This window comes from Gemmata palustris (genome assembly GCF_017939745.1).
GTDB lineage: Bacteria > Planctomycetota > Planctomycetia > Gemmatales > Gemmataceae > Gemmata > Gemmata palustris.
In genome coordinates, this window is sequence record NZ_JAGKQQ010000001.1 from 2,514,506 (window position 1) to 2,534,514 (window position 20,009).

Annotated in this window: 23 protein-coding genes and 1 pseudogene; 11 read left to right on the forward strand and 13 right to left on the reverse strand. The window is 64.5% G+C overall.

What is annotated here, in order from left to right:
- Positions 1 to 64: 64 nt before the first annotated feature.
- Entirely contained in the window at positions 65 to 1,021 is a 957-nt protein-coding gene (locus J8F10_RS10245; protein WP_210653727.1) for an LCCL domain-containing protein, read from the reverse strand.
- Positions 1,022 to 1,687: 666 nt separating this feature from the next.
- On the opposite strand from J8F10_RS10245, the gene J8F10_RS10250 reads away from it, so the two are divergent.
- Positions 1,688 to 2,482, forward strand: a complete 795-nt coding sequence (locus J8F10_RS10250) for a sensor histidine kinase (protein ID WP_210653728.1) — start codon at positions 1,688 to 1,690, stop codon at positions 2,480 to 2,482.
- 124 nt (positions 2,483 to 2,606) lie between these two features.
- Complete coding sequence (locus J8F10_RS10255) at positions 2,607 to 3,038, forward strand: response regulator (RefSeq protein ID WP_210653729.1); 432 nt, start codon at positions 2,607 to 2,609, stop codon at positions 3,036 to 3,038.
- On the opposite strand, the pseudogene J8F10_RS10260 reads toward J8F10_RS10255, so the two are convergent.
- Positions 3,039 to 3,263, reverse strand: a pseudogene (locus tag J8F10_RS10260) (ISAzo13-like element transposase-related protein); the annotation flags it as partial.
- A gap of 425 nt (positions 3,264 to 3,688) precedes the next feature.
- Between J8F10_RS10260 and J8F10_RS10265 the strand changes: the two are divergent.
- Complete coding sequence (locus J8F10_RS10265) at positions 3,689 to 3,835, forward strand: hypothetical protein (RefSeq protein WP_210653731.1); 147 nt, start codon at positions 3,689 to 3,691, stop codon at positions 3,833 to 3,835.
- A 15-nt stretch (positions 3,836 to 3,850) separates the two neighbouring features.
- Positions 3,851 to 4,384, forward strand: coding sequence for a hypothetical protein (locus J8F10_RS10270; protein ID WP_210653732.1), 534 nt, complete (start codon positions 3,851 to 3,853; stop codon positions 4,382 to 4,384).
- Between the two features lie 72 nt (positions 4,385 to 4,456).
- On the opposite strand, the gene J8F10_RS10275 is transcribed toward J8F10_RS10270, so the two are convergent.
- The 4 genes from J8F10_RS10275 to J8F10_RS10285 all read right to left on the reverse strand — a co-directional run bounded on the left by J8F10_RS10275 (position 4,457) and on the right by J8F10_RS10285 (position 7,022).
- Positions 4,457 to 5,137: a hypothetical protein gene (locus tag J8F10_RS10275; RefSeq protein ID WP_210653733.1), complete on the reverse strand. Its 681-nt coding sequence runs from the start codon at positions 5,135 to 5,137 to the stop codon at positions 4,457 to 4,459.
- 266 nt (positions 5,138 to 5,403) lie between these two features.
- The gene (locus J8F10_RS10280) at positions 5,404 to 5,592 is read right to left on the reverse strand and encodes a Flp family type IVb pilin (RefSeq protein ID WP_210653734.1); all 189 of its coding nucleotides are present in this window, start codon (positions 5,590 to 5,592) and stop codon (positions 5,404 to 5,406) included.
- A gap of 238 nt (positions 5,593 to 5,830) precedes the next feature.
- The gene (locus J8F10_RS39805) at positions 5,831 to 5,956 is read right to left on the reverse strand and encodes a hypothetical protein (protein WP_261363053.1); all 126 of its coding nucleotides are present in this window, start codon (positions 5,954 to 5,956) and stop codon (positions 5,831 to 5,833) included.
- Positions 5,957 to 6,308: 352 nt separating this feature from the next.
- On the reverse strand, positions 6,309 to 7,022 hold the full coding sequence (locus J8F10_RS10285) for a sigma-70 family RNA polymerase sigma factor (protein WP_210653735.1): 714 nt from the start codon (positions 7,020 to 7,022) through the stop codon (positions 6,309 to 6,311).
- A 341-nt stretch (positions 7,023 to 7,363) separates the two neighbouring features.
- Between J8F10_RS10285 and J8F10_RS10290 the strand changes: the two genes are divergently transcribed.
- Positions 7,364 to 7,948, forward strand: a complete 585-nt coding sequence (locus tag J8F10_RS10290) for a TetR/AcrR family transcriptional regulator (RefSeq protein WP_210653736.1) — start codon at positions 7,364 to 7,366, stop codon at positions 7,946 to 7,948.
- A 569-nt stretch (positions 7,949 to 8,517) separates the two neighbouring features.
- Here J8F10_RS10290 and J8F10_RS10295 read toward each other — a convergent pair.
- Positions 8,518 to 9,612, reverse strand: a complete 1,095-nt coding sequence (locus J8F10_RS10295; RefSeq protein ID WP_210653416.1) for an IS630 family transposase — start codon at positions 9,610 to 9,612, stop codon at positions 8,518 to 8,520.
- A 152-nt stretch (positions 9,613 to 9,764) separates the two neighbouring features.
- Here J8F10_RS10295 and J8F10_RS10300 point away from each other — a divergent pair, with 152 nt between their 5' ends.
- Entirely contained in the window at positions 9,765 to 10,154 is a 390-nt protein-coding gene (locus J8F10_RS10300) for a hypothetical protein (protein WP_210653737.1), read from the forward strand.
- Here J8F10_RS10300 and J8F10_RS10305 read toward each other — a convergent pair.
- From J8F10_RS10305 to J8F10_RS10320, 4 genes are all read right to left on the reverse strand, one after another.
- Complete coding sequence (locus tag J8F10_RS10305; protein WP_210653738.1) at positions 10,096 to 10,524, reverse strand: hypothetical protein; 429 nt, start codon at positions 10,522 to 10,524, stop codon at positions 10,096 to 10,098. The genes J8F10_RS10300 and J8F10_RS10305 overlap by 59 nt on opposite strands.
- 727 nt (positions 10,525 to 11,251) lie before the next feature.
- Entirely contained in the window at positions 11,252 to 11,617 is a 366-nt protein-coding gene (locus tag J8F10_RS10310; protein WP_210653739.1) for a hypothetical protein, read from the reverse strand.
- Between the two features lie 72 nt (positions 11,618 to 11,689).
- Positions 11,690 to 12,343: a hypothetical protein gene (locus tag J8F10_RS38655; RefSeq protein ID WP_246523156.1), complete on the reverse strand. Its 654-nt coding sequence runs from the start codon at positions 12,341 to 12,343 to the stop codon at positions 11,690 to 11,692.
- Between the two features lie 17 nt (positions 12,344 to 12,360).
- Positions 12,361 to 13,164 carry an AraC family transcriptional regulator gene (locus tag J8F10_RS10320; RefSeq protein ID WP_210653740.1) on the reverse strand — a complete coding sequence of 268 codons (804 nt, stop codon included), beginning with the start codon at positions 13,162 to 13,164 and terminating at the stop codon, positions 12,361 to 12,363.
- Between the two features lie 112 nt (positions 13,165 to 13,276).
- Between J8F10_RS10320 and J8F10_RS10325 the strand changes: the two genes are divergently transcribed.
- Together J8F10_RS10325 and J8F10_RS10330 are read left to right on the forward strand one after the other, a co-directional pair.
- The gene (locus tag J8F10_RS10325) at positions 13,277 to 14,398 is read left to right on the forward strand and encodes an FAD-dependent oxidoreductase (RefSeq protein ID WP_210653741.1); all 1,122 of its coding nucleotides are present in this window, start codon (positions 13,277 to 13,279) and stop codon (positions 14,396 to 14,398) included.
- 500 nt (positions 14,399 to 14,898) lie between these two features.
- The gene (locus J8F10_RS10330; RefSeq protein ID WP_210653742.1) at positions 14,899 to 15,981 is read left to right on the forward strand and encodes a sulfite oxidase; all 1,083 of its coding nucleotides are present in this window, start codon (positions 14,899 to 14,901) and stop codon (positions 15,979 to 15,981) included.
- A gap of 182 nt (positions 15,982 to 16,163) precedes the next feature.
- On the opposite strand, the gene J8F10_RS10335 is transcribed toward J8F10_RS10330, so the two are convergent.
- Positions 16,164 to 16,685 (reverse strand): hypothetical protein, encoded by a 522-nt coding sequence (locus J8F10_RS10335; RefSeq protein WP_210653743.1) that lies wholly within the window; start codon positions 16,683 to 16,685, stop codon positions 16,164 to 16,166.
- A 144-nt stretch (positions 16,686 to 16,829) separates the two neighbouring features.
- On the opposite strand from J8F10_RS10335, the gene J8F10_RS10340 reads away from it, so the two are divergent.
- Both J8F10_RS10340 and J8F10_RS10345 read left to right on the forward strand, forming a co-directional pair.
- Positions 16,830 to 16,997, forward strand: coding sequence for a hypothetical protein (locus J8F10_RS10340; protein ID WP_210653744.1), 168 nt, complete (start codon positions 16,830 to 16,832; stop codon positions 16,995 to 16,997).
- A 534-nt stretch (positions 16,998 to 17,531) separates the two neighbouring features.
- Positions 17,532 to 17,891, forward strand: coding sequence for a GatB/YqeY domain-containing protein (locus J8F10_RS10345; RefSeq protein ID WP_210653745.1), 360 nt, complete (start codon positions 17,532 to 17,534; stop codon positions 17,889 to 17,891).
- A gap of 629 nt (positions 17,892 to 18,520) precedes the next feature.
- Here the strand turns inward: J8F10_RS10345 and J8F10_RS10350 are convergent.
- On the reverse strand, positions 18,521 to 18,946 hold the full coding sequence (locus J8F10_RS10350) for a response regulator (RefSeq protein WP_210653746.1): 426 nt from the start codon (positions 18,944 to 18,946) through the stop codon (positions 18,521 to 18,523).
- 645 nt (positions 18,947 to 19,591) lie between these two features.
- On the opposite strand from J8F10_RS10350, the gene J8F10_RS10355 reads away from it, so the two are divergent.
- Positions 19,592 to 19,876 carry a helix-turn-helix domain-containing protein gene (locus J8F10_RS10355; protein ID WP_210653747.1) on the forward strand — a complete coding sequence of 95 codons (285 nt, stop codon included), beginning with the start codon at positions 19,592 to 19,594 and terminating at the stop codon, positions 19,874 to 19,876.
- Positions 19,877 to 20,009: the final 133 nt, after the last annotated feature.

The window sequence follows — 20,009 nt, forward strand, 5'->3', positions numbered from 1 at the left end:
TACTTACGGGGAGCTGTACTAAGGCAGCGGGGGATCACGACTCATCCGCTCGCTTCGTTTCGCATCACTTCCGAATGAACTCGAACGCACCGGCCGGGAAGGGACCGTAGGGGGCCGAGGTGATCCCGTTCCGGGCCGCGCCAACAAATTGTTGGGGCGGGACGATGATGCGCACCTTCACGACGACGGTTTCGCCCGGTTGCGCGAAGCCCGCGTGGACCACCGCCGTCGCCAAGCCCGAGTCGAGCGTGTACACGTCGCTGCCCCAGATGTTCCCCTGTCCCGGCCCCTGAACTCCGGTCACCCGGAACACGAACTCTTTCCCGAACTGGTTCGCATAGTTCAGAAGGGTGAGCGGAGCCGGTTGCGCGTTCATGGCCGGCTCGACCGGGTCCGGCCCGGTGCGGACCAGTCGCACGTCGGTCAACTTGAGGTGCTGCTCGCCGAACTGGAACGTGCCCACGCGGAGCGACTCGGTCGTCAGTTTCCCCGCGATCTTGGAATCGTCCGTGTGAATCACGTCAAACTCGCGCGGCTCCAGGTGCGCGGCCGGCACCTTGTTGCGGACGAACGTCACGACCTCCTCGGCCCGGCGCGAGACCTCCGGGTCTTCGTGCTTGAGGGCCTTCACGAGGGACGGGTACGCCCGGTCGCGGAGCTCCTTGAGTTCCTCGGTGGCGGACTCGCGCACCTTGAAGTCCGAGTGGTTCAGCTTGGCGATCGCGGCCGCGGCCTTATCCGTGGTGGCCGCCGGGAGCCGGATCGCGAACTCGATGCGCCGGATCTCGGACACCGCGATCCGCAGGGTGCCGTGCTTGGTGACGAGTTCGAGCTTCTCGTCGAGGAGCTTCAGCTTCATGACGCTGTCGTCGATGTACTTGACTTCGACGTCGGTACCCGTGCGCGGCTTGCTCGCCTCGGACGTTGGCGCCGGTTGCGGTCCGCCCACGGTGGGCGCCGCGGAGAGCCCGAACGACAGCGCGACGGGAACGATCCAGAGAACCTTGCGAACCGTGGGCATGGGTCGCCCTCCGAAGGGTGGTGAGCCGTCCGAAACGAGAGGTCCTTGTGCTCAAACAAGCGGGAACCCGTCCGTGGGGTTGATGATGGTACCCGAGCTCCGCATGAGATCGCGCGGACGAACGTAACTGAAGATGATCCGTGAAAAAATCTGTGCCGTAAAGGGCGGTTCCGGCCGTGCCCAGATCCATACTCGGCAGCGGTTTAGGCCAGTCGAGTCGGGTGCGTTTCCACAGTTGGTGCGTGGGTTCTCCGATTGCGGCGCGTATCGGAGTTCTATCCGACGCGGGTAACGCCGATGCACACCTGGAGCTTGAACCCTTTCGCTACGCAGAAAAACGGCGACCGTTGTGTTACGAGAGCGTGCCTTCAGAACTGAACGCAGTAACTCCGGAGCCGTTGGCGGTATTGGGCACAATGGGGCACGGGCCGAGAGCAACACTTTTACGACTACCTCACGGATGCGGATCCGTAGTACTCGCGCGGCACGTCCGCGGACCTCTGCTCGAGCGGTACCGGACCGTGCCCGAGGTCTCCCAGACGGCCCGCCCTCCAGACGAGAAGAAGGCCTGCACAAATCGTTCGATTTTTCACATTCAAACGCCCCGCTCGGTGCTTATGCTATTTTTGCCAGATCGCTCAGTTTATCTATCCCCCGAAGAATCCCATGCTTCCGCCCCTCAGCCCGGCCGCGCTGAAGGCCGCTGCCCCGGACCCCGACCCGCTCGACGCGCGCGCCGAGGAGTACGCGCGACAGGCCCAAAAGATGGAAGCCCTGGGCCGGGTCGCGGTCGAAGTGGCCCACGACTTCAACAACCTGCTCACCGCCATTAACGGGTTCGCCGAACTGGTCGCCGACCTCCTGCCGGAGGACAGCCCCGCCCGGGAACCGGCCCGACAGATCCGGCTCGCGGGCCAGAAGGCCGTTGCCCTCACCCAGCAACTCGTGACGTTCGGGCGCCCGAACGGGAACAAGCCGCCGGTCGATCTGAACGATGTGCTCCACGAACTCGCCCCGATCATGGACCGGCTCGTCGGACCCGGTGTCGTCTTGGCGGTCGCTCCGGGACCCGAGCTGTGGGTGACCGGGGCCGACGCCGGGAGCGTGGAGCAGGTCATTCTGAACCTGTGCGCCAACGCCCGGGACGCGATGCCCGGTGGCGGGCAGTTGTGCATCGAAACGGCCAACGTCGCCCCCGAGGACCCGGGCGGGATCGGGTACGTGCTACTGGCGGTCACGGACACCGGTGAGGGGATGGCGACCGAGGTGCGGGCCCGATTGTTCGAGCCGTTTTACACGACCAAGCCCCCGGCACGCGGATCCGGGCTCGGGTTGGCCACGGTGTTCGGGGTGGTGCAGCGGGCCGGTGGGCGGGTCAACGTATCCAGTCAGCCGGGGCGCGGCACCCGGTTCGAGGTGTACCTGCCACGCAAGACCGAGAGCGCATCGGACCTCACCTGACGTGCCGAACCGCGCATTTAAGGGACGAGTAGGTACGAGCCGATTTGGGGGTGAGTAATAGAGTAATTCGGGCGGGTTCGCCCCGCGCGCCGCATTGCTCTCCTCCTCTCCCGACGGAGCGGGAATGAGTTCGCCTGATCCGAGTCCCCCGACGGTCCTCGTCGTGGACGACGAACCCCTCATCACACACCTGTTGGCGCTGACCCTGGGTCGGGCCGGATTCGTGGTCCGCACGGCCGGCAACGGGGCGGACGCGCTCGACGCGTACCGGGCCGGTGGGATCGACCTGGTGGTACTCGACGTCCAGATGCCCCGACCGTGGGACGGCCCCCGGACCCTGGCCGCGCTTCGGGCCGTGGACCCGGACGTGCGGGCCGTGTTCGTGTCCGGGAGCACGGGCGCGTACACGCACGAGGAGCTGCTCGCCCGCGGCGCGTTACGGGTGATCGCGAAACCGTTCCCGAGCCTGATTCGACTGGTCGAGGACCTCCGGGGGCTGATCCCGGGAGCGGAACCACCAGTCGGTACCGATGACGGGGCGAGCACGAGCGGCTGACTAAGGAGGCTCGTCACAATACGTTGACGAACTTTTCCCAGTCTCGGGCCGGATGGCGGAATTCCAATCGCCGTGGAACTTGTGGCGTTTGATCTTCACCATGTCCAGTTCCTCGTCCGTGAGCTTCGTTCCGAGCGGGTAGCTTGCCGTGTCGAGTTCGGCTTCGATTCGCAGGCCCTGTTCTGTCGTGGTATTCGCGATCAGGTTGATGATCACCTCGTGATCGATGATCACAGCGACGAACCGTCGGTGCCGCTTCTTAATGACAACTTGTCGATCCCGATCCGGCGGATCGGGCCCTGTGGAACCGTCGCCGCCTGCGCTCCAAGTTCTTCTCGGGGATCGCGGAGAACCGAGCCGCGTTGGCCACATCGGAGTTCCGGGGCAATTCGGTGGCGCGACGGAGTAAGCGCTCGGTGGCATGGGCACCATCCGCCAAAAAGTCGATCGGCGGGGTAAAACATGTACCGCAACGTTCGCAGGCGAACTGGCCCACGCGAACGGTCCGTTCGACCGTCACGCTCGACGCTATCCAGTACCGTGACGGGAATGTGTGGGCGTCGATCGAGCTGTGCTGCGAGAACCTCGGATTAAGCCTGGAAACGTAACGACACGAACTCGCAGGTAAGGACTGGGCAGATACCGCCGAGATGAGCGCAACTGGTCCCGACGACAAGCAGTACACCATGTCGATGATCGACCCCGACACGCTCCCGATGTGGCTCGCGTCGATCGGCACGCAGGAATCTGGAGACGGCATACTGCCGGGCACGGTATCCTTGGGCCCGATCCGATAACCGCGGTACCATCACATGCGAACAGCGCTCGTACCGGTCCTTCTCGCGCTCGGGGCGGGTTGCGGCTCGCCCGCGCCGGAAGAATCCCGACCCACTTCAACTCAGGAGCCCGAAGAGCCCGCCCTGGCGCTCCAGGATCAACTCGCCTGGCTCAAGAGCGCCCGTGCCGCGCTGGCCCAGCGAGTGGGCGAGCTCGAGCGCGATGCGGCCCGGGCCGCGGATCGCCACCGCCTCGCGGTTCGGGCGCACGAGCTTGCCACCTACGACAACGGCGGGGACCGGAACGGTGCGGAGGGGCGGCGCAAACAAGTGGAAGAGTTGCTGAACCAACGAGCGGCCCTGATCGAGAAGACCCGCGAGGAGATCCGACACCTTCGGGAGCACCGCCTCGCAGAATACGACCGGCTCACCGTCGAGGGCGACGAGCGGTTGGCGGCCGGGCGATCGGACCTGTTGGTTTACCCCGCGGCCATCGCGTCCGACTACCGAGTTGCGGTTGCACAGCGCTGGTCGGATCTGGACGCTCCGATCCGGAAACAACGAAAGTGAAATTGCTTCGCGCGGACGAATGCTGACAAGGTTTCGGGGATTCGGTGAAGTGGCCAGGCGGGAAGGCGGGCCTCATTTACCCAACAGTGACACCCTGTACTCGCTGAACGTGATTTCGGACGCCGTTCCCAAGCAATTCTCAGCCACCACACCGATTCTTACTTTCGTACCCCACGGCACTTCGGCCGGGCCGAAGTCCTTCCACGCCTTGCCGTCACGGCTCCAACCTGCCACCACGTTCTGGCCCGCGCGAGAGAGGCGCAAGAACCCCGCGTCATCGGGCATTCGGAGGCGCTGAATGCGGTCCACGCTCTCGGACCCACTGACCCGGGACCAAACTGCGTTCCGGTTCCCGTTTACGCTCCCGACGCACCGGCGCACCACCACGAACGGCCCTTCCGTGCCCACCGCCATCAGCCCACCCGACCGATACGGACCGCTCCCCTCCGGCTCGCGTTCCGGTGCGGGCACGGAGACGCGAACGACCGCCACGAAATTGCCCTCGACCTCGCGCAGGACACGCGGCGCCTCGTCCGACACGCCCTCACGGCCCGAGCCGAGCACCCGATCCACTGCGGGGAGCCGAATCCGCAATTCGCTGTTTTTCAGTGTGAATTCGCAGTCGCGTTGGGGCGAAACCCACGCCCCATATGCACGGGCCAACCGGGTTCCGTTGTCCTCGGGCGGAACCGGCGCCGCAACTACGAGCGAAGTCGTGCAAGCGATCAGCGTAACCAACGAACGGCGAAGCATCCCCACCTCCCCGATGCCATGACATCCACAGGAGGACGCTCGCCTTATCGCTTCCTAACACGCGCGCGAATCTCTTACGGGAATCGGACGGCCGCCGCGGCGTCACGCGCGCCCGTTGAGGTGCGCGAACAGCGACGAGAACAGGATGAATCGCATAGCGGTGGCCCGCGGCAATCGAACTCACCACGAGCCTTACACCCTCCCAGTGGGGCAACGTTGCCCCCAGTGGGAGGGTGTAAGGCTCGTGTTCAATGCGCGAAGTTCACTCAGCTCCCGGCGGGCGGCTTGACCGAAGAACCGACGAATGAGAAGGTGCTGTTGGCGTTGGAGCCGAGGGTGGTGATGGCGGCGATGCACACCACGACGATGAGGGCCAACATCACGGCGTACTCGACGGCCGTCGGGCCGTCTTCGGCCTTCAGGAACGACACCACGCTCTTGGTCAAGTTGCGCATACTCGTGCTCCGAAAAAGGGTCGGCGCTCGCGGCGCCCGTGACGGATGAAGAGCGGTGCTCGCGCGCCCGGATGGGCGGGGAGAGGTCACGACTCGCGATCGACACACAGACGTAGCAGCGCGCCGTTGGTGTGCGGAACGGTTTTGCGGATTTGTTCGACCGTGTCGGGATTCTCCGTCCAGAACGCCGACACTCGCAGAAACCGATCGCAACACGGGTGAAGTGAGGAGCTGGCGATCAATTCGTAAGCACCTTCGCCCGCGCCGCCTCGATCGCGGCGAACACGGCGGCGAGTTCCTCGATGTGCCGGAACCGCTGGAGTTGCTCGTCGAACGCGGCCAGGACGAGCAGCGCGCCGGCCACGGGCAACGCGCATACCTGGGAAGTTGCGTGGACTTGCGCACCGCCAGTCGCGGTGCTACATCTTGGGCCGCGGTTCTGGCCGTGCTCCCGAAGCACAACTCGGGCGGCGCCGACCGCCCCATGCGCGGTGACACATGGCCGCGAAGCGGGTCGCGGTGGAATCGATCGGTTCATACTCCGAGTCACTGACCGACCCGCGGGACCAGCGGAACCGCGAGCACCGGTTCGTGGACATCGTTATTGCGGCGTTCCGTCGCGAACGACCGGCTCCGGGGTTCATTTCACGTCCGCACCCCGACAGAACCACACGCCGGGGTGGACGGGAACCCGACCGCTCAACTTCGGAACGTCTTCATCCCTGCCTCCAGAAGTATGGAACGTGTAACGAGGTGCGCTCGATGTCCTCGGGGCCGAGATCCTGCACAACAGCGCCCTCCGGTCGATCCGCGCGCCGCGCCGGGGTGCCCCACGACTCGGCATCGAGCTGGAGGCGGTCCACCTCCTCGCGAAGACGCGCCAGTACTTGGCACTTCACGACGTGGACCGTTCCGGCTGTCATCCCGAGCTCCGGCCCGACCGCCGCGCCGGTCCGCCCTTCCACCGCGGTCCCCCAAAACGCCTGCCAGTCGAGCGGTGAGAATTCGCGCTTCACACGGCCCATTGCGGTCCTCGCGAGCTGGCGCTGGAGCTCACTTTCCCAGTCCGTATCGAGGTCCGGCGTGCGCCCGAGTTCAAAAGTGGCAATCGATCCGGTGGCGTCGGTCCGGCGCGGCCGGTCCTCGTTGGCCGAGCGAACGGCCGCCATCGCGCTCTGGGTGGCGGTGACGAGCCGGGCGTGGATCGCGTCGCGGCCCGAGGCGCCGGCCCCCGGCCCTTCGCCCCGGGCGGCGCGCGTCAGAACCTCGTGCATGAGGTCGGCCGCGGCCGCGTCCCCGAACCCCCGCTTCCGGGCGAGCGCGTAGACGACGGGGCCGAAGAGCCGCACGAATTCCCGCCCCGTGCCCCGAGCCGTCTCGTTTCGGGCGGGAGGCCGGAGCGTTTCGCGAGGTCCAAAGGTGTTCATCATGTAACCTTTCTCCGTGGACCAGGTTCAGAGGCCGAATCGCATCGCTCCCAGATCCGCTCTAAAACTCGGCCCGGTCAGGTGCCACCCGAGCCGTTTCCGCGTCAGCTCGACGCGACAAGGTCACGGCCCGCGAACACAACGGGCGATCCGAAATGATCGCCGGCGGCCCCGGGAATGAACGATGCGACCGGCACATTGGGCCTTCAGCGATCTTCTTCCGCCAGGACCGGGCCGAGTTCCCGTGCCCGAGGTTGCAGCGACACCTACCACCTGCTAAAACGGAGGCAGGCTCCGTATTGCAACATTACCGGAGGGATCCTCCGTTTTCAAGGGGTCATTCGATGGCCGAGAGACCGCCCAAACCATCCGGGCGAAAACCGCGGGCCGACGCCGAGCGGAACCGGGCGCGCATCCTCGAGGTGGCAAAGGGAGCTTTCACCAAATCGGGGGCCGAGGCGAGTCTGGATGAGATCGCGCGGGAGGCGGGGGTCGGGCCTGGAACGCTCTACCGCCACTTCCCGACGCGGGAGGCGCTCCTCGAGGCCGTGTACCGGACAGAAGTGGAGAAGCTCGCCCTGGCCGGGCGGGAACTGGCCCTTAAGCTCTCGCCGCCCGAGGCGTTGCGGGCCTGGCTCCTCCTGTTCGTGGATTACATCGCGGCCAAGAAGATCATCGCCCCGGCCCTCTCGACCCTGGTCCAGTGCCACCCCAGGGTGGTCGAGGCGTCCCGCACCCGAATTCACGACGCGATGCGGTTCTTGGTGCAGCGTGCGGTGGAGAGCGGGGACGTCCGAACGGACCTGGACCCGATCGACCTGCTGGGTGCGATCGTGGGCGTGGCCCACGTGCCGGCCATTCCGGACTGGCAGGCGAGCGCGAAGCGACTCGTGGACATCCTGATCGCGGGATCGCGGCCCGTGAAGTGAGCGGAGAAAGGCGGCACGCCGCTGACCCGGATACTCGCGGGCGCGTTCCGCCGGGCGACGATCGCTAGGGGGTATCTCGCCAGAAAAGCCCCCGCCCGCGGATACTCGCGGGCGCGTTCCGCCGGGCGACGATCGAGCACAGTTTCTGGGGCCAAGTCGGAAGCCGGGTTGGTGCATTACGAGGGGCGGCAGTACGTCGGGCTGATCCGGCACCTGATCCTAGCGCTGCTGGTGCGGGGTTCGTTACCACCCACGCGGGGCGGCTCCGGGGGGGGGGTGGAACCCGGCGGTAACGGCGGAGCAGGTGTGCCGGGCGCTGAATCAGCGGTGCGAAGAATGCGGCGGTCCGCGGGCGATTCATCATGGCGCCCTCTGGTGGTTGGGCATCCTATCGTACTCAGAACGAGCCGCTACCGAAGACCCTGCTGGAGACGTGCGCACTCTACCTGACCGCCAAGTCCGGTGCAACCGGCGAGGAGAGCTACGCATGACGATTCAGCTGTTCACCGTCACGCCGCGCTGGTGCAAGCGCAGCCCCTCTGACCACGGGAAACGAAACTAGTGCAGCTTCAGGCGGATAGTTGTGCGAGCGGCTCCAGGTGCTCGCATCCGTAGTAGTCGCACACGCGGGTTCGGACCTCGACTGCTGCCAGCAGGCGGTCGGGTTCGACGATGGCCCTCTTGCCGTGCGCCCACTTGGGCTCGATGGGGTTGAGCCACGGGCTCTTCACCGGCAGGAAGCACGCCACGATCCGAACCCCGCCCTCCGCACGAGCCTTCCGGTTGTGGCCCTTGATCCACACCCGCACGCGCTTACTGACGTGCCACGCCGCGTTGTCCCACACCAACAGTAGCGCCTTCTTCCCCTCCGCCTTCAGCCGCTCGCACACCCAACCCAAGTAGTCCTCCGTCACTTGCGAGACCGGGCGGCCCGACACGAACCGCAACATCATCCGGCCCGTGTCCCCGCGCAACAGCCCGTAGCACGACAGCGCCTTCGGGTCGGTATCGCCCTTCGGCACCTCGCGCTCGACCAGCCGCAACGGGTCGTCGGACCAGGCGTGCATCGCGGGGAGGGCCAACCGGCTCCACCAGCACTCGTCTTGGTACCCCAGCACCCACTCCGGGTGCGACGCCGCCAATCGGATCAGCCGGTCGCGCGCTTTTTTTTTTCGCGCGTAGGCGGGGTCGGGACTTGTGATCCACTGCTTGGCCCGCTTCCACCCGTGCCCCAGGCGCTTGACCGCCTGCCGGACGGCCTCGTGGGAGAGCCGGCGCGGGGGCAACTCCTGCTCGAAGGCGACTTCGGCCAACAGATCCAGGGTCCAGGTGCTCCGGGCCTTGCCGAAGCGGCGCGGGGACTGGTGGAGGATGCCCTTGAGCGGATCGGCCTTCGCCTCGTCGAGGATCGGCTGGGCATCCTTGGGTCCGCGCTTCTTCTCGGCCAAGCAGCCGGCCCCCTCCTTCTCGAAGGCATGGATCGTGTTGCGAACGGTTTGCGAGGCGCAGCCGACCCGGCGCGAGATCTGGGACGGGGTTTGTTGGTCGGCGCTGGCCAGCAGGATCTGGGCGCGCCGGAGGGTAAGAACTTCCCGGCTGCGGAGGCCCTGTCGGAGCGCCCCGCGCTCGGATTCCGTCAACTCACGAAGAAACAGTGCTTTCATGAACCATTATTCGCAACCAACTGACCCCTCACAACAAACCGAATGACTCTCCACTAGGAGCGCCCGGCAGCACATTTTCTTTGGAAGAAACAAACGTGTCACGCGCACGCGATATGATTTTGTTGCCCGAGGTTCACCCTTTGGAGTCCACCGTGAGTGCGCTGCGAGAGCTGAAACCCCAGATCCTGTCCGAAGGTCACGACCTGCACATTTGCGATGCCGACGTGGCCCTGATCCGCGAGCACCTGCCCGCCAACGGTACCATCGATCAGGACGATCTGATGGTTCTCACCGAGATCCGAAGCGAGGCCTACTCCTCGTGCGCCGCGTTCGACGAGCTGTTCTTCCCCGCGTTCAAAGCGTACTTGCTCGCTGACGGGACGATTTCGCACCACGAGCAGTTCTTATTGCTGCGGATGCTCTACGGTGGTGGCGGAGTCGATGACACGGAGCGACGGTTCCTGGTCGAGTTGCGAAACGAAGTCACGGTGTTGACCCCAGAGTTCGAGGACCTGTGCCGGCTCGCGCTGACGACGTCGTGACCTCGGGTACTGGAAGCAACCGTTTGTCGAGCCAGGTCGCGATACCGAACAACACGATCGCGACCGCCAGCGTCAGGGATGACCACGATAGCCACCCGATGTGCATGCGGGTCACGTGGCCCGCCGTGATGCGACCGCCCTCATCCCTCAGGGTGTACTCGTCGTGGTAACTCACGAGCGGCGAGTGCGACCAGCCGAAAACGTAGTCCCCGGTCCGCGGCAGATCCTCCGGGTGCTCCTTCAGATGAGCCGCCTGGGCGGGAGTCGGGGTGATGCCCGCGAAGGCGCGGGCGAACGGCTGAACGGCGAGGAAAAAGGCGATGAAGCTGAGCACGGACAGCCAATTCCGGAGACGTTTGCGGGTGAGCATCGGGCACATCCACGGTTGCTCCCCGAGAATCTCGAGAGCAGTTACAGGGTGTGGCGTTATGTGGGGGTCGGCAGAGTGCCCGGTTCGTCTTCCGACTGTTTATAGAAGCACTCCCAAACGAATGCGCCCGCCTCATGTGAGAAGACGCAGGACCACGATAAGTCGCATGCCGCGACAACTAACTCGAGCTGGTTTGCCGACTCGCGCCGCAGACTCCGCAGTCCGTTCGCTCGATACCCTGCGGCCCCCTGACCGCCGGTGTTCGCCTGCTCCGGGATCTCCACACCACTGAACAGCCAAGCATCCACAGGCAGCTTCTCGGCGAGGGCCTGTATCGCCCGGTTGCCCTGAAACGAAGGAGCGCCTGCTGCGATGAGAGGCAAGAAACTGGTGCGCCAACGCCGAACCAGTGCAATGTATTCTCGGTCAGAGATCGGCGACCAAGAATTCGCTTCCGTGTCAAGCCAGTCTTCCACATCTGGTAGCACCCCGACGATACCCATTTGGCACACTCTTTGTGGCCGAACTAGTGTTTTGTCTACAGCCCTTCACACCAAACCTACCCGCGGAAACGCACCGCGCCAACGTGCTTCACGACTTCGAGAGGCCGGCGCGTCGCACTGCTAAACACGACTGAGTGAGTGGGTTACCGAGTGGCACAGCGCCGAGATCGGACCCGCCACCTTGGTGGGTGTTGCCGTCCGTGCGCTCGGCTCCGGGAACCCGATCACCCGCTCGTGACGGGATCTCGGTACGCCCCCGACTGTGGGTCGAACGAGCAGCACCCGAGCCCCTCGCGACCCGCACGGAGGATCTTCCCGAGCACGTCCGGCCGCGCCGCGAGCTTCCACGAGCAGGTCACGATGACGGCGCGCAGCGGCGGCTCCATGATCACCGAAAAGCCGGGGCCGAGTAACGCTGGACCTTCCTCTTTCAGATCCGAGAACTCGGCCAGGAACGCGGCCTTAACCGCTTCCGCGGATAGCTCGGCAACGCCATCCACGGGTTCCATCTGCGCGAGGCGGCGGTACGTGTCGACGGGGCGACCGGTGATTGGCCCCTCCGGCCGCCAGAACGCGAGGTCATTCGACACGGCAACCTCCTGAGTTCGCAGGTATTGCATCATGATGGTGCGGCGACGAAAACACGAGGGGCCAGGAGAGGCTTACGCCTTCCCAGAAATCGCGTCCACCACCCAACACCCTCTCACGTGCGGCCCCGGCCCCCGGCAATGAGCCAGAATCTCTTCGTCTTCACACCCGGTGTCACCGAGGGCATCCGCCAGGATCGGCATCGTGGAGAAGTCGCGGGAGTCGTACATTTGCTGAGCCAGGGCGAGAAGAGTGGATGTGCGCCACTCGGGGAGGAAGGTGATGGGCCGGAAGGGATTTCCAAAGACGTCACGGATGATCTGAACAAGGGCATCTCGCTCGGCAATGCGCCTCGCAGTCCCCGAAAACGCTTCAATGACCGAACCCATCGCATTACTTCGATCGTTGTCATTAAGATGTCGTTGTGATGAATAAGCCGATGTGGCGGCGGCGGCACGCTGGGGACTCTCTCCGTATTTGTTGCTGACCGCTGTCCACGCCGCCTGCGCGCCGGTTTGCGCCTCGGCTAGGGGCACTTCGGAAATCAGCCCGTCGGCGAAGCGTTCCGACAAGTCAATCGCGCGACGGCTGCGGTCGTCGACCATCCATTTCCAGATCCGGCGGCTACAGGCACATACGACCAGCCGCCATTTCCGATCGCTAGCCTTGATGCCACTAAAAGCAAACCGTCCAAGTTCTTCACACGCCAGCCATTCCGCTTCGGTCATCGGGTGCCCTCCGGTTGTCATTTTAGGCCCGCGAGTCTCTGTGCCATGTACCGGGCGGGAGATGCGCCGAGGGCCTTGCGGAACATGAAGACGAAGCCGCTCGCGCTCTCGTAACCCAGATCAGTGGCCACCGACTGAACGGTCGCCCCCTGCGACAGCCACTGCAGCGCCAGGGTGATGTGGAACTGGTGCCGCCACCGGCCGAAGCTCACGCCCGTCTCCTGAAGCACTTGGCGGCGCAGGGTCCGCTCGCTGACCCCGATGCGATCCGCCCACTCCTGCACCGTTGCCCGGTCGGACGGGTTGGCCGTTAACCCGTCGGCGATCTTCCGCAACTCGCCGTCCGAAGGCATCGGCAGGTGCAGCTTCTCCACGGGCGCGGCCGCGAGTTCCTCAAGGAGCACCGCCACCAGACGCGATTCCGGCCCCTTGATCGGGTACAGGGTGGGGAACCGGGCGCAACGAAGCAGGAGTTCGCGGAGAAGAGGAGAAACGGAAACTGTGCAGCACGTTTTGGGCATCATCCGGGCGGATGGCGCGTCCACGAACAGGCTGTAGCACTCGACCTCGCCGGCGCTTTTGGCACTGTGCGGCGTGCCCCCGGGCACCCAGACGGCGCATTGCGGCGGCACGATCCACAAGCCCCGGGCCACCTCGCACGTCACCACGCCCCGCATCATGTAGATCAGTTGCCCCTTCTTGTGCTGGTGAACCTCCACCTCCATACCGAGAGAGCCGGTCGTCACCCCGAACGCCATTGCCGGACGAGGCACCAGGTCGGGCTCGATCAGGCCCTCGTCGGCCTTATGCATCATCTTCATCGTCGACGTCACCACTGGATGTCCGATTTTCGACACAATTTGGCAGACTGTCCCGATGTGGCCACAGGGGGGACATCGTATCCTGCAACCTGCCAACCGGAAAGGAATCAGGATGAACGTCACGATCATTGGCGGGGGCCTCGGTGGCCTGGTACTTGCGCGCGTGCTGCATGTTCACGGCATCCCCGCGACGGTCTACGAAGCGGAGCCAACAGCAAACGCCAGGTCGCAAGGTGGTATGCTCGACATCCACGAAAACGATGGGCAGGAGGCGCTCAAGGCGGCAGGGCTGTTTGAAGAGTTCCTTGCGATCATCCACCCCGGCGGGCAGGCGACACGGGTTCTCGACAAGGACGGCACAGTCCTGTTCGATCAGCCCGATGACGGCACCGGCGGTCGGCCCGAGGTTCCCCGAGGAGAGCTGCGCCGGATCCTGCTCGAATCCCTTCCTCCCGGCACAGTTCGCTGGGGGCACAAGGTCGCGTCGGTGTCCCCACTTGGCGCCGGGCGGCACACGGTGACCTTTACTGACGGCTCAGCGACGACGACCGATCTCCTCGTGGGGGCCGACGGCGCGTGGTCGAAGGTCCGCCCGCTCCTCTCCGAGGCGAAGCCGACCTACACCGGCACCACGTTCGTCGAGACGTACCTGCTCGACAGCGACGCCCGACACAGAGCGAGCGCGGTAGCGGTCGGCGGTGGCTCGATGATGGCACCGGTGGAGGGTAAAGGCATCTTCGCGCACCGCGAGCCCAATGGCGTGCTGCACGCGTATGTGATCTTGTGCAAGCCGAGGGAGTGGGTCGACGGCATCGACTTTTCAGACAGGGCGTCGGCCTTGGCCTGCGTCGCCAGAGAATTCGAAGGGTGGGGTCCCGAACTGATGGCGCTCATCACCGGGAGCGATACCCACCCCGTGCCTCGCGCCATTTATGCACTGCCGGACGATCACAGGTGGGATCGTGTACCCGGGGTGACGCTGGTCGGCGACGCGGCGCACCTGATGCCCCCGAACGGCGAAGGGGCCAACCTCGCGATGTTCGACGGGGCCGAACTCGGGAAGGTGATTGCTGCTAACCCCGGTGACATCAATGCCGCGCTCGTCGGGTATGAACAGGAACTCTTCCCCAGAAGCACGGCCGTAGCTGCGGCAGGTGGGCTCGAGGATCTCTTCGGCCAGGGCGCGCCGCACCGCTTGGTTGAATTCTTCACCAGGTCACCGCCCGTCAAGTGATCGTATCCAGCGGCGCAATGTCTACGCTCTCCTGTGCCTTTCGGGAGGGGGCGGACTCGAAACCATAAACGAAAAAAGCCCCGCATCACGCAGGGCTTGGGGGAGGCAGCAGGAGGCTTTCAGTCGGAATCGCTCTCGTCGAGCCAGGCGTCCCCATGAGGGCAGCCGTCATCGGCCAGGCGGATTAACTCGTCGCGGTCCAATGCGATGATGGCTTGCATGCTTCGGCCCTCTTGGCGTTGGCGGGGAGGCGATGGGAGTGTCTAAGCAGCGGGTGTGCCACCGGGGCGTGCGGATCTTTGGCGACATTTCTTGAGGCCGTTTCGGCGCGCAATCGGCGGTTTATTTCGCGTTACTCCTAAATGCGGACACCCCGGCGGCAGGCCGGGGCGTTCCGTGAGGTTGGGCGGGGTGCAATTTGTTCCCGTCGGCAGGCAGGAAGTACATTGTCGTTGTAAACGCGGGATGCAAAACCTCATTGTTTCAACGGCGTGCCCATCATGAGCGAAGCTGCCTCAATGTTCAATGCCTCGCGGGCCGGGCTGATCATCCGCGAAAAGCAGCCGGCCAATCTGGAGTTCCCGTTCGCGTCCCTCGGCCCGGTCACCCCGACCAACGAGTTCTTCGTCCGTACCCATTTCCCCGTCCCGGCGATCCGCGCGAGGGACTGGACGCTCACCGTCGATGGGGAGGTCGAGCGGGGGTTGGTCCTGACGTATGACGACCTGCTCCGGATGCCCGCGACGACGGCTCCCGTTCTGCTGGAGTGTGCGGGTAACGGTCGCGCGCAGCTCGTCCCGAAGGCCAAAGGGCTGCTGTGGGACACCGGGGCCGTCGGTACCGCTGAATGGACCGGAGTGCCCCTCTCCGTCGTGCTGGAAAAGGCCGGTGTGAAGAAGGGCGCCGTGGATGTCATCTTCCAGGGCGCGGACAAAGGTGAGGTGGACGACCCGAAGTCTCCCGGAGTGGTTCACTTCGAGCGGAGCCTGCCGCTGGCCAAGGCGATGCGGCCCGAGGTGCTCCTGGCGTACAGGATGAACGGCAAAGACCTCACGCCGGACCACGGGTTCCCGGTGCGGGCCATCGTCGGCGGGTGGTACGGGATGGCCTCGGTGAAGTGGCTGACGCACGTAACTGTAACAGCGACACCGTTCGAGGGGTTCTGGCAGTCGCTGGAGTACGCCTACTGGAAGCGGGACCGGGAACGGCCCACGCTGACCGCCGTCACCGAGGTGCAGGTCAAAGCTCAGATCGCCCGCCCGGCTCTGGCCGAAGCTGTGCAAGCCGGAAAGTCGTACCGGGTGTTCGGAGCAGCGTGGAGCGGTGAGTCGGACGTGGCCGGGGTGGAGGTCAGCACCGACGCTGGGAAGACGTGGTCGGAGGCCCCGCTTTTGGGTGACTCGGTGCCGTTTGCGTGGCGGCTGTGGGAGTTCCCGTGGGACGTGCCCAAAACCACCGGGCGGTACAAAGTGATGGCACGGGCGACCGACACGAAAGGTCACACGCAGCCAGAGAAACACGATTCGGACCGGCGGACCTACATGATCAACTTTGCCTTCACGGTCGAGGTCGAGGTGATGTGATCCCGCTTGGCGGTATCGGAGAAGTAAGCGTTCACGGAGTAGCCGCGCCTAAGCGAACAAGATGACGGTGGGCGCACCCAACTCTTCCTGCTCACTTCGCGGCGCCACCGGAGCTCACTTGCCCGGCGTGAACGACTTGAGCACCTTGGTTTCCTCGGCATTCCCAATCCGCGTGACCATCTTCACCCAGCCCACGTTGGGGGCGAACCACCGTGTCGTTTTCTGGGTCCCGGCCCCCCCACGGGAGTCTCGGACTCGAAGCGGACGGTGTGAAACTTCCCGGTCGGAACCTCGACCTCCTCGACAGCCCCAACGATACAAACCACTTTCCGTCCGCCCTCGGTTACTTCCCAATCCCATCGGTCGCCGGCTTTGGCCGGGAGCTTCAGCATCGGGTACGGGAACTTGGTCTCTTCCAACCCGATGGTCCCAAAGAACACACCCTTTTCGGACACAAGAATCTTGCGGTACGGCCTCGTCTTCTCACCGACCAGTACGCCGATGGTGACGACGGTCTTTCCGTCTTTTTCATCGACGGCGGTAACCTGTTCAGTTCGGTCGCTCCCTCCCCACTCATAAACCCACTTCGCGCCGACGCTCGTGGGGTAGTAGAGCGCTGGCTTTTGGGCCGGTGGAACAGGAGCCGCCGGGGCCAAGGCGACGAGCGTTACGAACACGAAGAGCGTGATGAACAGGCGAGTCATCGGGGGACTCCAACAAGATTGGAACGTCCCCAATCTTAACTGAGCCAGGAGATGTGGTCGATTGCCCTCCCGGTACGCGATTGTTCAGTTGGTAGATTTGTTCGACCGGTCATCCCGTTGGACCTTCGGGCCGAATTCCTGCGTATGCGCGGCGGGGAGAAGGTGCCGAAGGTGCGTCGGGAGAGGGTACTGCAAGCGGCCCGCGAGATTCTTGAGGACCCGCGCCAATACGAGAGCCAGAGGCCGAGCATGACGTTCGAGGACCTTGAACCCGACGATGTGTTCGACGACCCGGAAGACGGCGACGAATAACTCCGTGTCAGGTGCGAATCACTCGATAACCGGCGCCAAGGCGACCGGCTTTCTGGTGACGCCCTGTATGCGGTCCAAGACTTGCAACTTTGCCGCCCATACTCCTGCAACGCCGCCCCACGTTGCACCTACTCTGCATTCCGTCGAGTGTCTACATGATTCTGTCACCAGCTGCCGTCGAAGCCGTTTTTGTTACGGGCGAAGAGACCACGCCTGTGACCCGCCTCGCCGGTGCCCAAGGGACGGTCCCAGCCGGAGCCGCGCCCACGTACCCGAGCGACTCGCGTCGCGCCGCACGAGCCGAACATGCGCGCGGAACCCGCGGCCAAGGCAAGTACGCAGACGAACGAGGTCTTCAGGAAGATTGACGAGACACTGCCGGTCGCGCTACGTTAGTTCTACCGTCACAGATGCGCGCAGGAGTTCCGTTAAGCCCCCGAACGAGGCCCGAACCGAAATCGTTGGTTTGGTCTCTCTAACCGCGGACGCTTCATACCGCTAGTCGGCGTTTTAATCTTACGAACGGAAGAAGTCATGAGCCTGCACGACGACCTCAAAGCCCGCGTGACCGCCGCGGTTCGGGGCGGGGACACGTTAACCCGTGACGCGCTCAGGACCGTGCTCGGGGAGGCGCAGGCCGAAGCCGTTCGGCGCAAGAGCGAGGCCACCGACGAGGTGGTTCTGGCCGTCGTGAAGAAGACGGTCGCCGGGTTGAAGGAGACGATTCCGCTGGCCAAGCAGGCGGGTCGGGACACGACTCCGCAGGAAGCGGAATTGGCCCTGTTGGAATCACTCTTACCCAAGGCGTGGGACCAGGAGGCCGTTGCCGCGGCGCTTGCCCGCACCGGGACGAACTCCGAGCCGCCAAAAATGATGGTCAGGCAATGGGGGTAGCCATGAAGGTGCTTAAGGCGAAGGGGGCGGTGACGAACCCGGACGACGTTAAGGCAGTGGTCGCCGCGGCACGAGCTTAAGCCCGGTCGACACAGCGGCCCACCATATCCGGACCGGGAGAACCGCTGGCGTGCGCGGCCCGAGGTTTGCAGTGAGGGGTCTCACCTCGCCCACGGAGAGGACCATGTCTTACAACACGATGCGCTCTTTCCTCAACGCGTACCTGCGGCCCGTTAGCCAGTCACCGCGCCGAAAAACGGTTTGGAAACAAGTAACCCTCACAGACTTGAGCGCGGCCGAGGGGTTGCTTGACGAACTAGAGCGGGGCGGGGTGAAGGACCAGCGATTGGCTATCTCCGACCACGCATTTATCGTTCAATGGCGCTCGACATGTCCGGCCCGGAGAGGCGTCCCTAAACGCGCCGAATCCACGAACTGTCCTGTCGGTGAACGAGTCGAGCCCAAGGGGCCGACCGGGGCGTGCCATGAGACAAGGACCGTACAGGGCCGCAATGGCCCTGTTGCGATTTCTCTTGCTTACTCGACCGTTCTTCAGCTTATAGTTTAATGCACGAAACTCGCCAACTACCGGTTGGATGAGCATTTCAGTCCCGTCGGTTGGTCGGCGGTCAAGCGGCCTCAGATGGGCCGGTCTCGTCTCTCGAAGCCATAAGGCGATGAACTCGCGACAAAAGCGCGGTCAGGGTCGCCGGGTCCGCGGGCTTGACTAAGTGCAGGTCGATGCCTGCATCAGCCGAGCGCAGCCGGTCGTCATCGGTCCCGTGCCCGGTGACCGCAACGACCACCGGCTGCTTACCGTTTGATTGCGTGCGTAGTCGGCGGGCCACCTCCCAGCCGCTCATTCCCGGCAGACCGATGTCGAGCAGCACCACGTCCGGCGGTTCCGCCAGAGCCACGTGGAGCGCATCGGCACCGCAAGATGCGACTCGAACCGTGTGCCCACTCATGGTCAGTAAATCAGCAACGGATTCGGCCACGTCCTGCAAATCCTCGACGACCAAAACGGACAGCGGGGCGCGGGGTAGCTCATTCATTTGTGTCTAACCGGAGAGGTTTGCCTGGGTCGCCCCATGAGCAGGAAGGCGGGACTGCCTGCTTGGGTTATACTGCACCAGCGACCCACCCTTAAAATGGGGCTCGGCCTGAGTGTTTTATGAGCCTGAACCGCAGCTGTTCATGGCCCCCTCGGTACAAACACGGACTCGCCGCCTTGTAAGTCGAAGCGGCCGAATGCCCCAACTGCCGATGGCGGAACGTGACCGTGGCGCCCTGCAATCCGGCCAAGTGGCACCGAGACCGACGGGTGAGAAGCGCCACCAGAGTTTCGCAGTTTGCGGGCGGGAAGTGCCGAAAGGAAGCAGCGGCAAGACAATCGTTTGAGCAGGAGAATCAGGCCTTTCCTGCTCATCGTTTTCGTGGCCTCACGTGACCGTCTTCAACAGGGGATGATGCCCCCACTCCCGGAATCGAAAGGGCGCGAACACAGGTTATTCTCGGCGTCCCCTGAAGTGACACAAGTCGTCCTTGCGGGTCAGCGCTCGTCAGCAGAGGATAGGCCTGTCGCCGTAATCCGTATTCGGGAGGCCGATGATGCGCCCCACATATTCGTTTCCCGAGGCCGTGGTCGAAGCGATCGCGCGTGATCGGTATGGGCACCCGGACCCGCGCGTTCAGGGCGCATGGAGATCCTTTGGCTCAAGAGCAAGAACCAGACCCACGGGTGCATCGCCGAGCTGGCCAATGTGTCGCGGTCCACGGTCCAGCGGGTGCTGCGGATCTTCGCGGTCAAAGGTCTGGACGGCGTCCGGTCGTTCGGTTGGAAAGGCCAGCCCAGCGCCCTGACGCCGCACCGGGCCACGATCGAAGAGGAGTTCCGCGCGCGTCCGCCGCACACGGCTCACGACGCGCGCGCGGCGGATCGAGGAGCGGACCGGCGTCCGACGGAAGCCATCACGGGTCCGTAAGTTCCTGAAGGACGACCTGGGGATGAAGTGCCTGAAGGTGGCCCCAATCCCGGTCCCACCGAAGAAGACCGTCGTGGAACACGCCCGAACGCAGGCGGACTTTTTAAAAGGCGGAACTGGAACCGAAGCTGGC

Coding starts and splice junctions, on each gene's coding strand:
- J8F10_RS10265 (WP_210653731.1), top strand. CDS start 3,689: ATGAGCGCAACTGGTCCCGACGACAAGCAGTACACCATGTCGATGATC.
- J8F10_RS10320 (WP_210653740.1), bottom strand. CDS start 13,164: ATGAAGATGATGCATAAGGCCGACGAGGGCCTGATCGAGCCCGACCTG.
- J8F10_RS10335 (WP_210653743.1), bottom strand. CDS start 16,685: ATGACTCGCCTGTTCATCACGCTCTTCGTGTTCGTAACGCTCGTCGCC.
- J8F10_RS10285 (WP_210653735.1), bottom strand. CDS start 7,022: ATGATGAACACCTTTGGACCTCGCGAAACGCTCCGGCCTCCCGCCCGA.
- J8F10_RS10280 (WP_210653734.1), bottom strand. CDS start 5,592: ATGCGCAACTTGACCAAGAGCGTGGTGTCGTTCCTGAAGGCCGAAGAC.
- J8F10_RS10330 (WP_210653742.1), top strand. CDS start 14,899: ATGAGCGAAGCTGCCTCAATGTTCAATGCCTCGCGGGCCGGGCTGATC.
- J8F10_RS10305 (WP_210653738.1), bottom strand. CDS start 10,524: ATGCTCACCCGCAAACGTCTCCGGAATTGGCTGTCCGTGCTCAGCTTC.
- J8F10_RS10275 (WP_210653733.1), bottom strand. CDS start 5,137: ATGCTTCGCCGTTCGTTGGTTACGCTGATCGCTTGCACGACTTCGCTC.
- J8F10_RS10325 (WP_210653741.1), top strand. CDS start 13,277: ATGAACGTCACGATCATTGGCGGGGGCCTCGGTGGCCTGGTACTTGCG.
- J8F10_RS10290 (WP_210653736.1), top strand. CDS start 7,364: ATGGCCGAGAGACCGCCCAAACCATCCGGGCGAAAACCGCGGGCCGAC.
- J8F10_RS10270 (WP_210653732.1), top strand. CDS start 3,851: ATGCGAACAGCGCTCGTACCGGTCCTTCTCGCGCTCGGGGCGGGTTGC.
- J8F10_RS10355 (WP_210653747.1), top strand. CDS start 19,592: ATGGAGATCCTTTGGCTCAAGAGCAAGAACCAGACCCACGGGTGCATC.
- J8F10_RS10340 (WP_210653744.1), top strand. CDS start 16,830: ATGCGCGGCGGGGAGAAGGTGCCGAAGGTGCGTCGGGAGAGGGTACTG.
- J8F10_RS10350 (WP_210653746.1), bottom strand. CDS start 18,946: ATGAATGAGCTACCCCGCGCCCCGCTGTCCGTTTTGGTCGTCGAGGAT.
- J8F10_RS10295 (WP_210653416.1), bottom strand. CDS start 9,612: ATGAAAGCACTGTTTCTTCGTGAGTTGACGGAATCCGAGCGCGGGGCG.
- J8F10_RS10245 (WP_210653727.1), bottom strand. CDS start 1,021: ATGCCCACGGTTCGCAAGGTTCTCTGGATCGTTCCCGTCGCGCTGTCG.
- J8F10_RS38655 (WP_246523156.1), bottom strand. CDS start 12,343: ATGACCGAAGCGGAATGGCTGGCGTGTGAAGAACTTGGACGGTTTGCT.
- J8F10_RS10255 (WP_210653729.1), top strand. CDS start 2,607: ATGAGTTCGCCTGATCCGAGTCCCCCGACGGTCCTCGTCGTGGACGAC.
- J8F10_RS10250 (WP_210653728.1), top strand. CDS start 1,688: ATGCTTCCGCCCCTCAGCCCGGCCGCGCTGAAGGCCGCTGCCCCGGAC.
- J8F10_RS10345 (WP_210653745.1), top strand. CDS start 17,532: ATGAGCCTGCACGACGACCTCAAAGCCCGCGTGACCGCCGCGGTTCGG.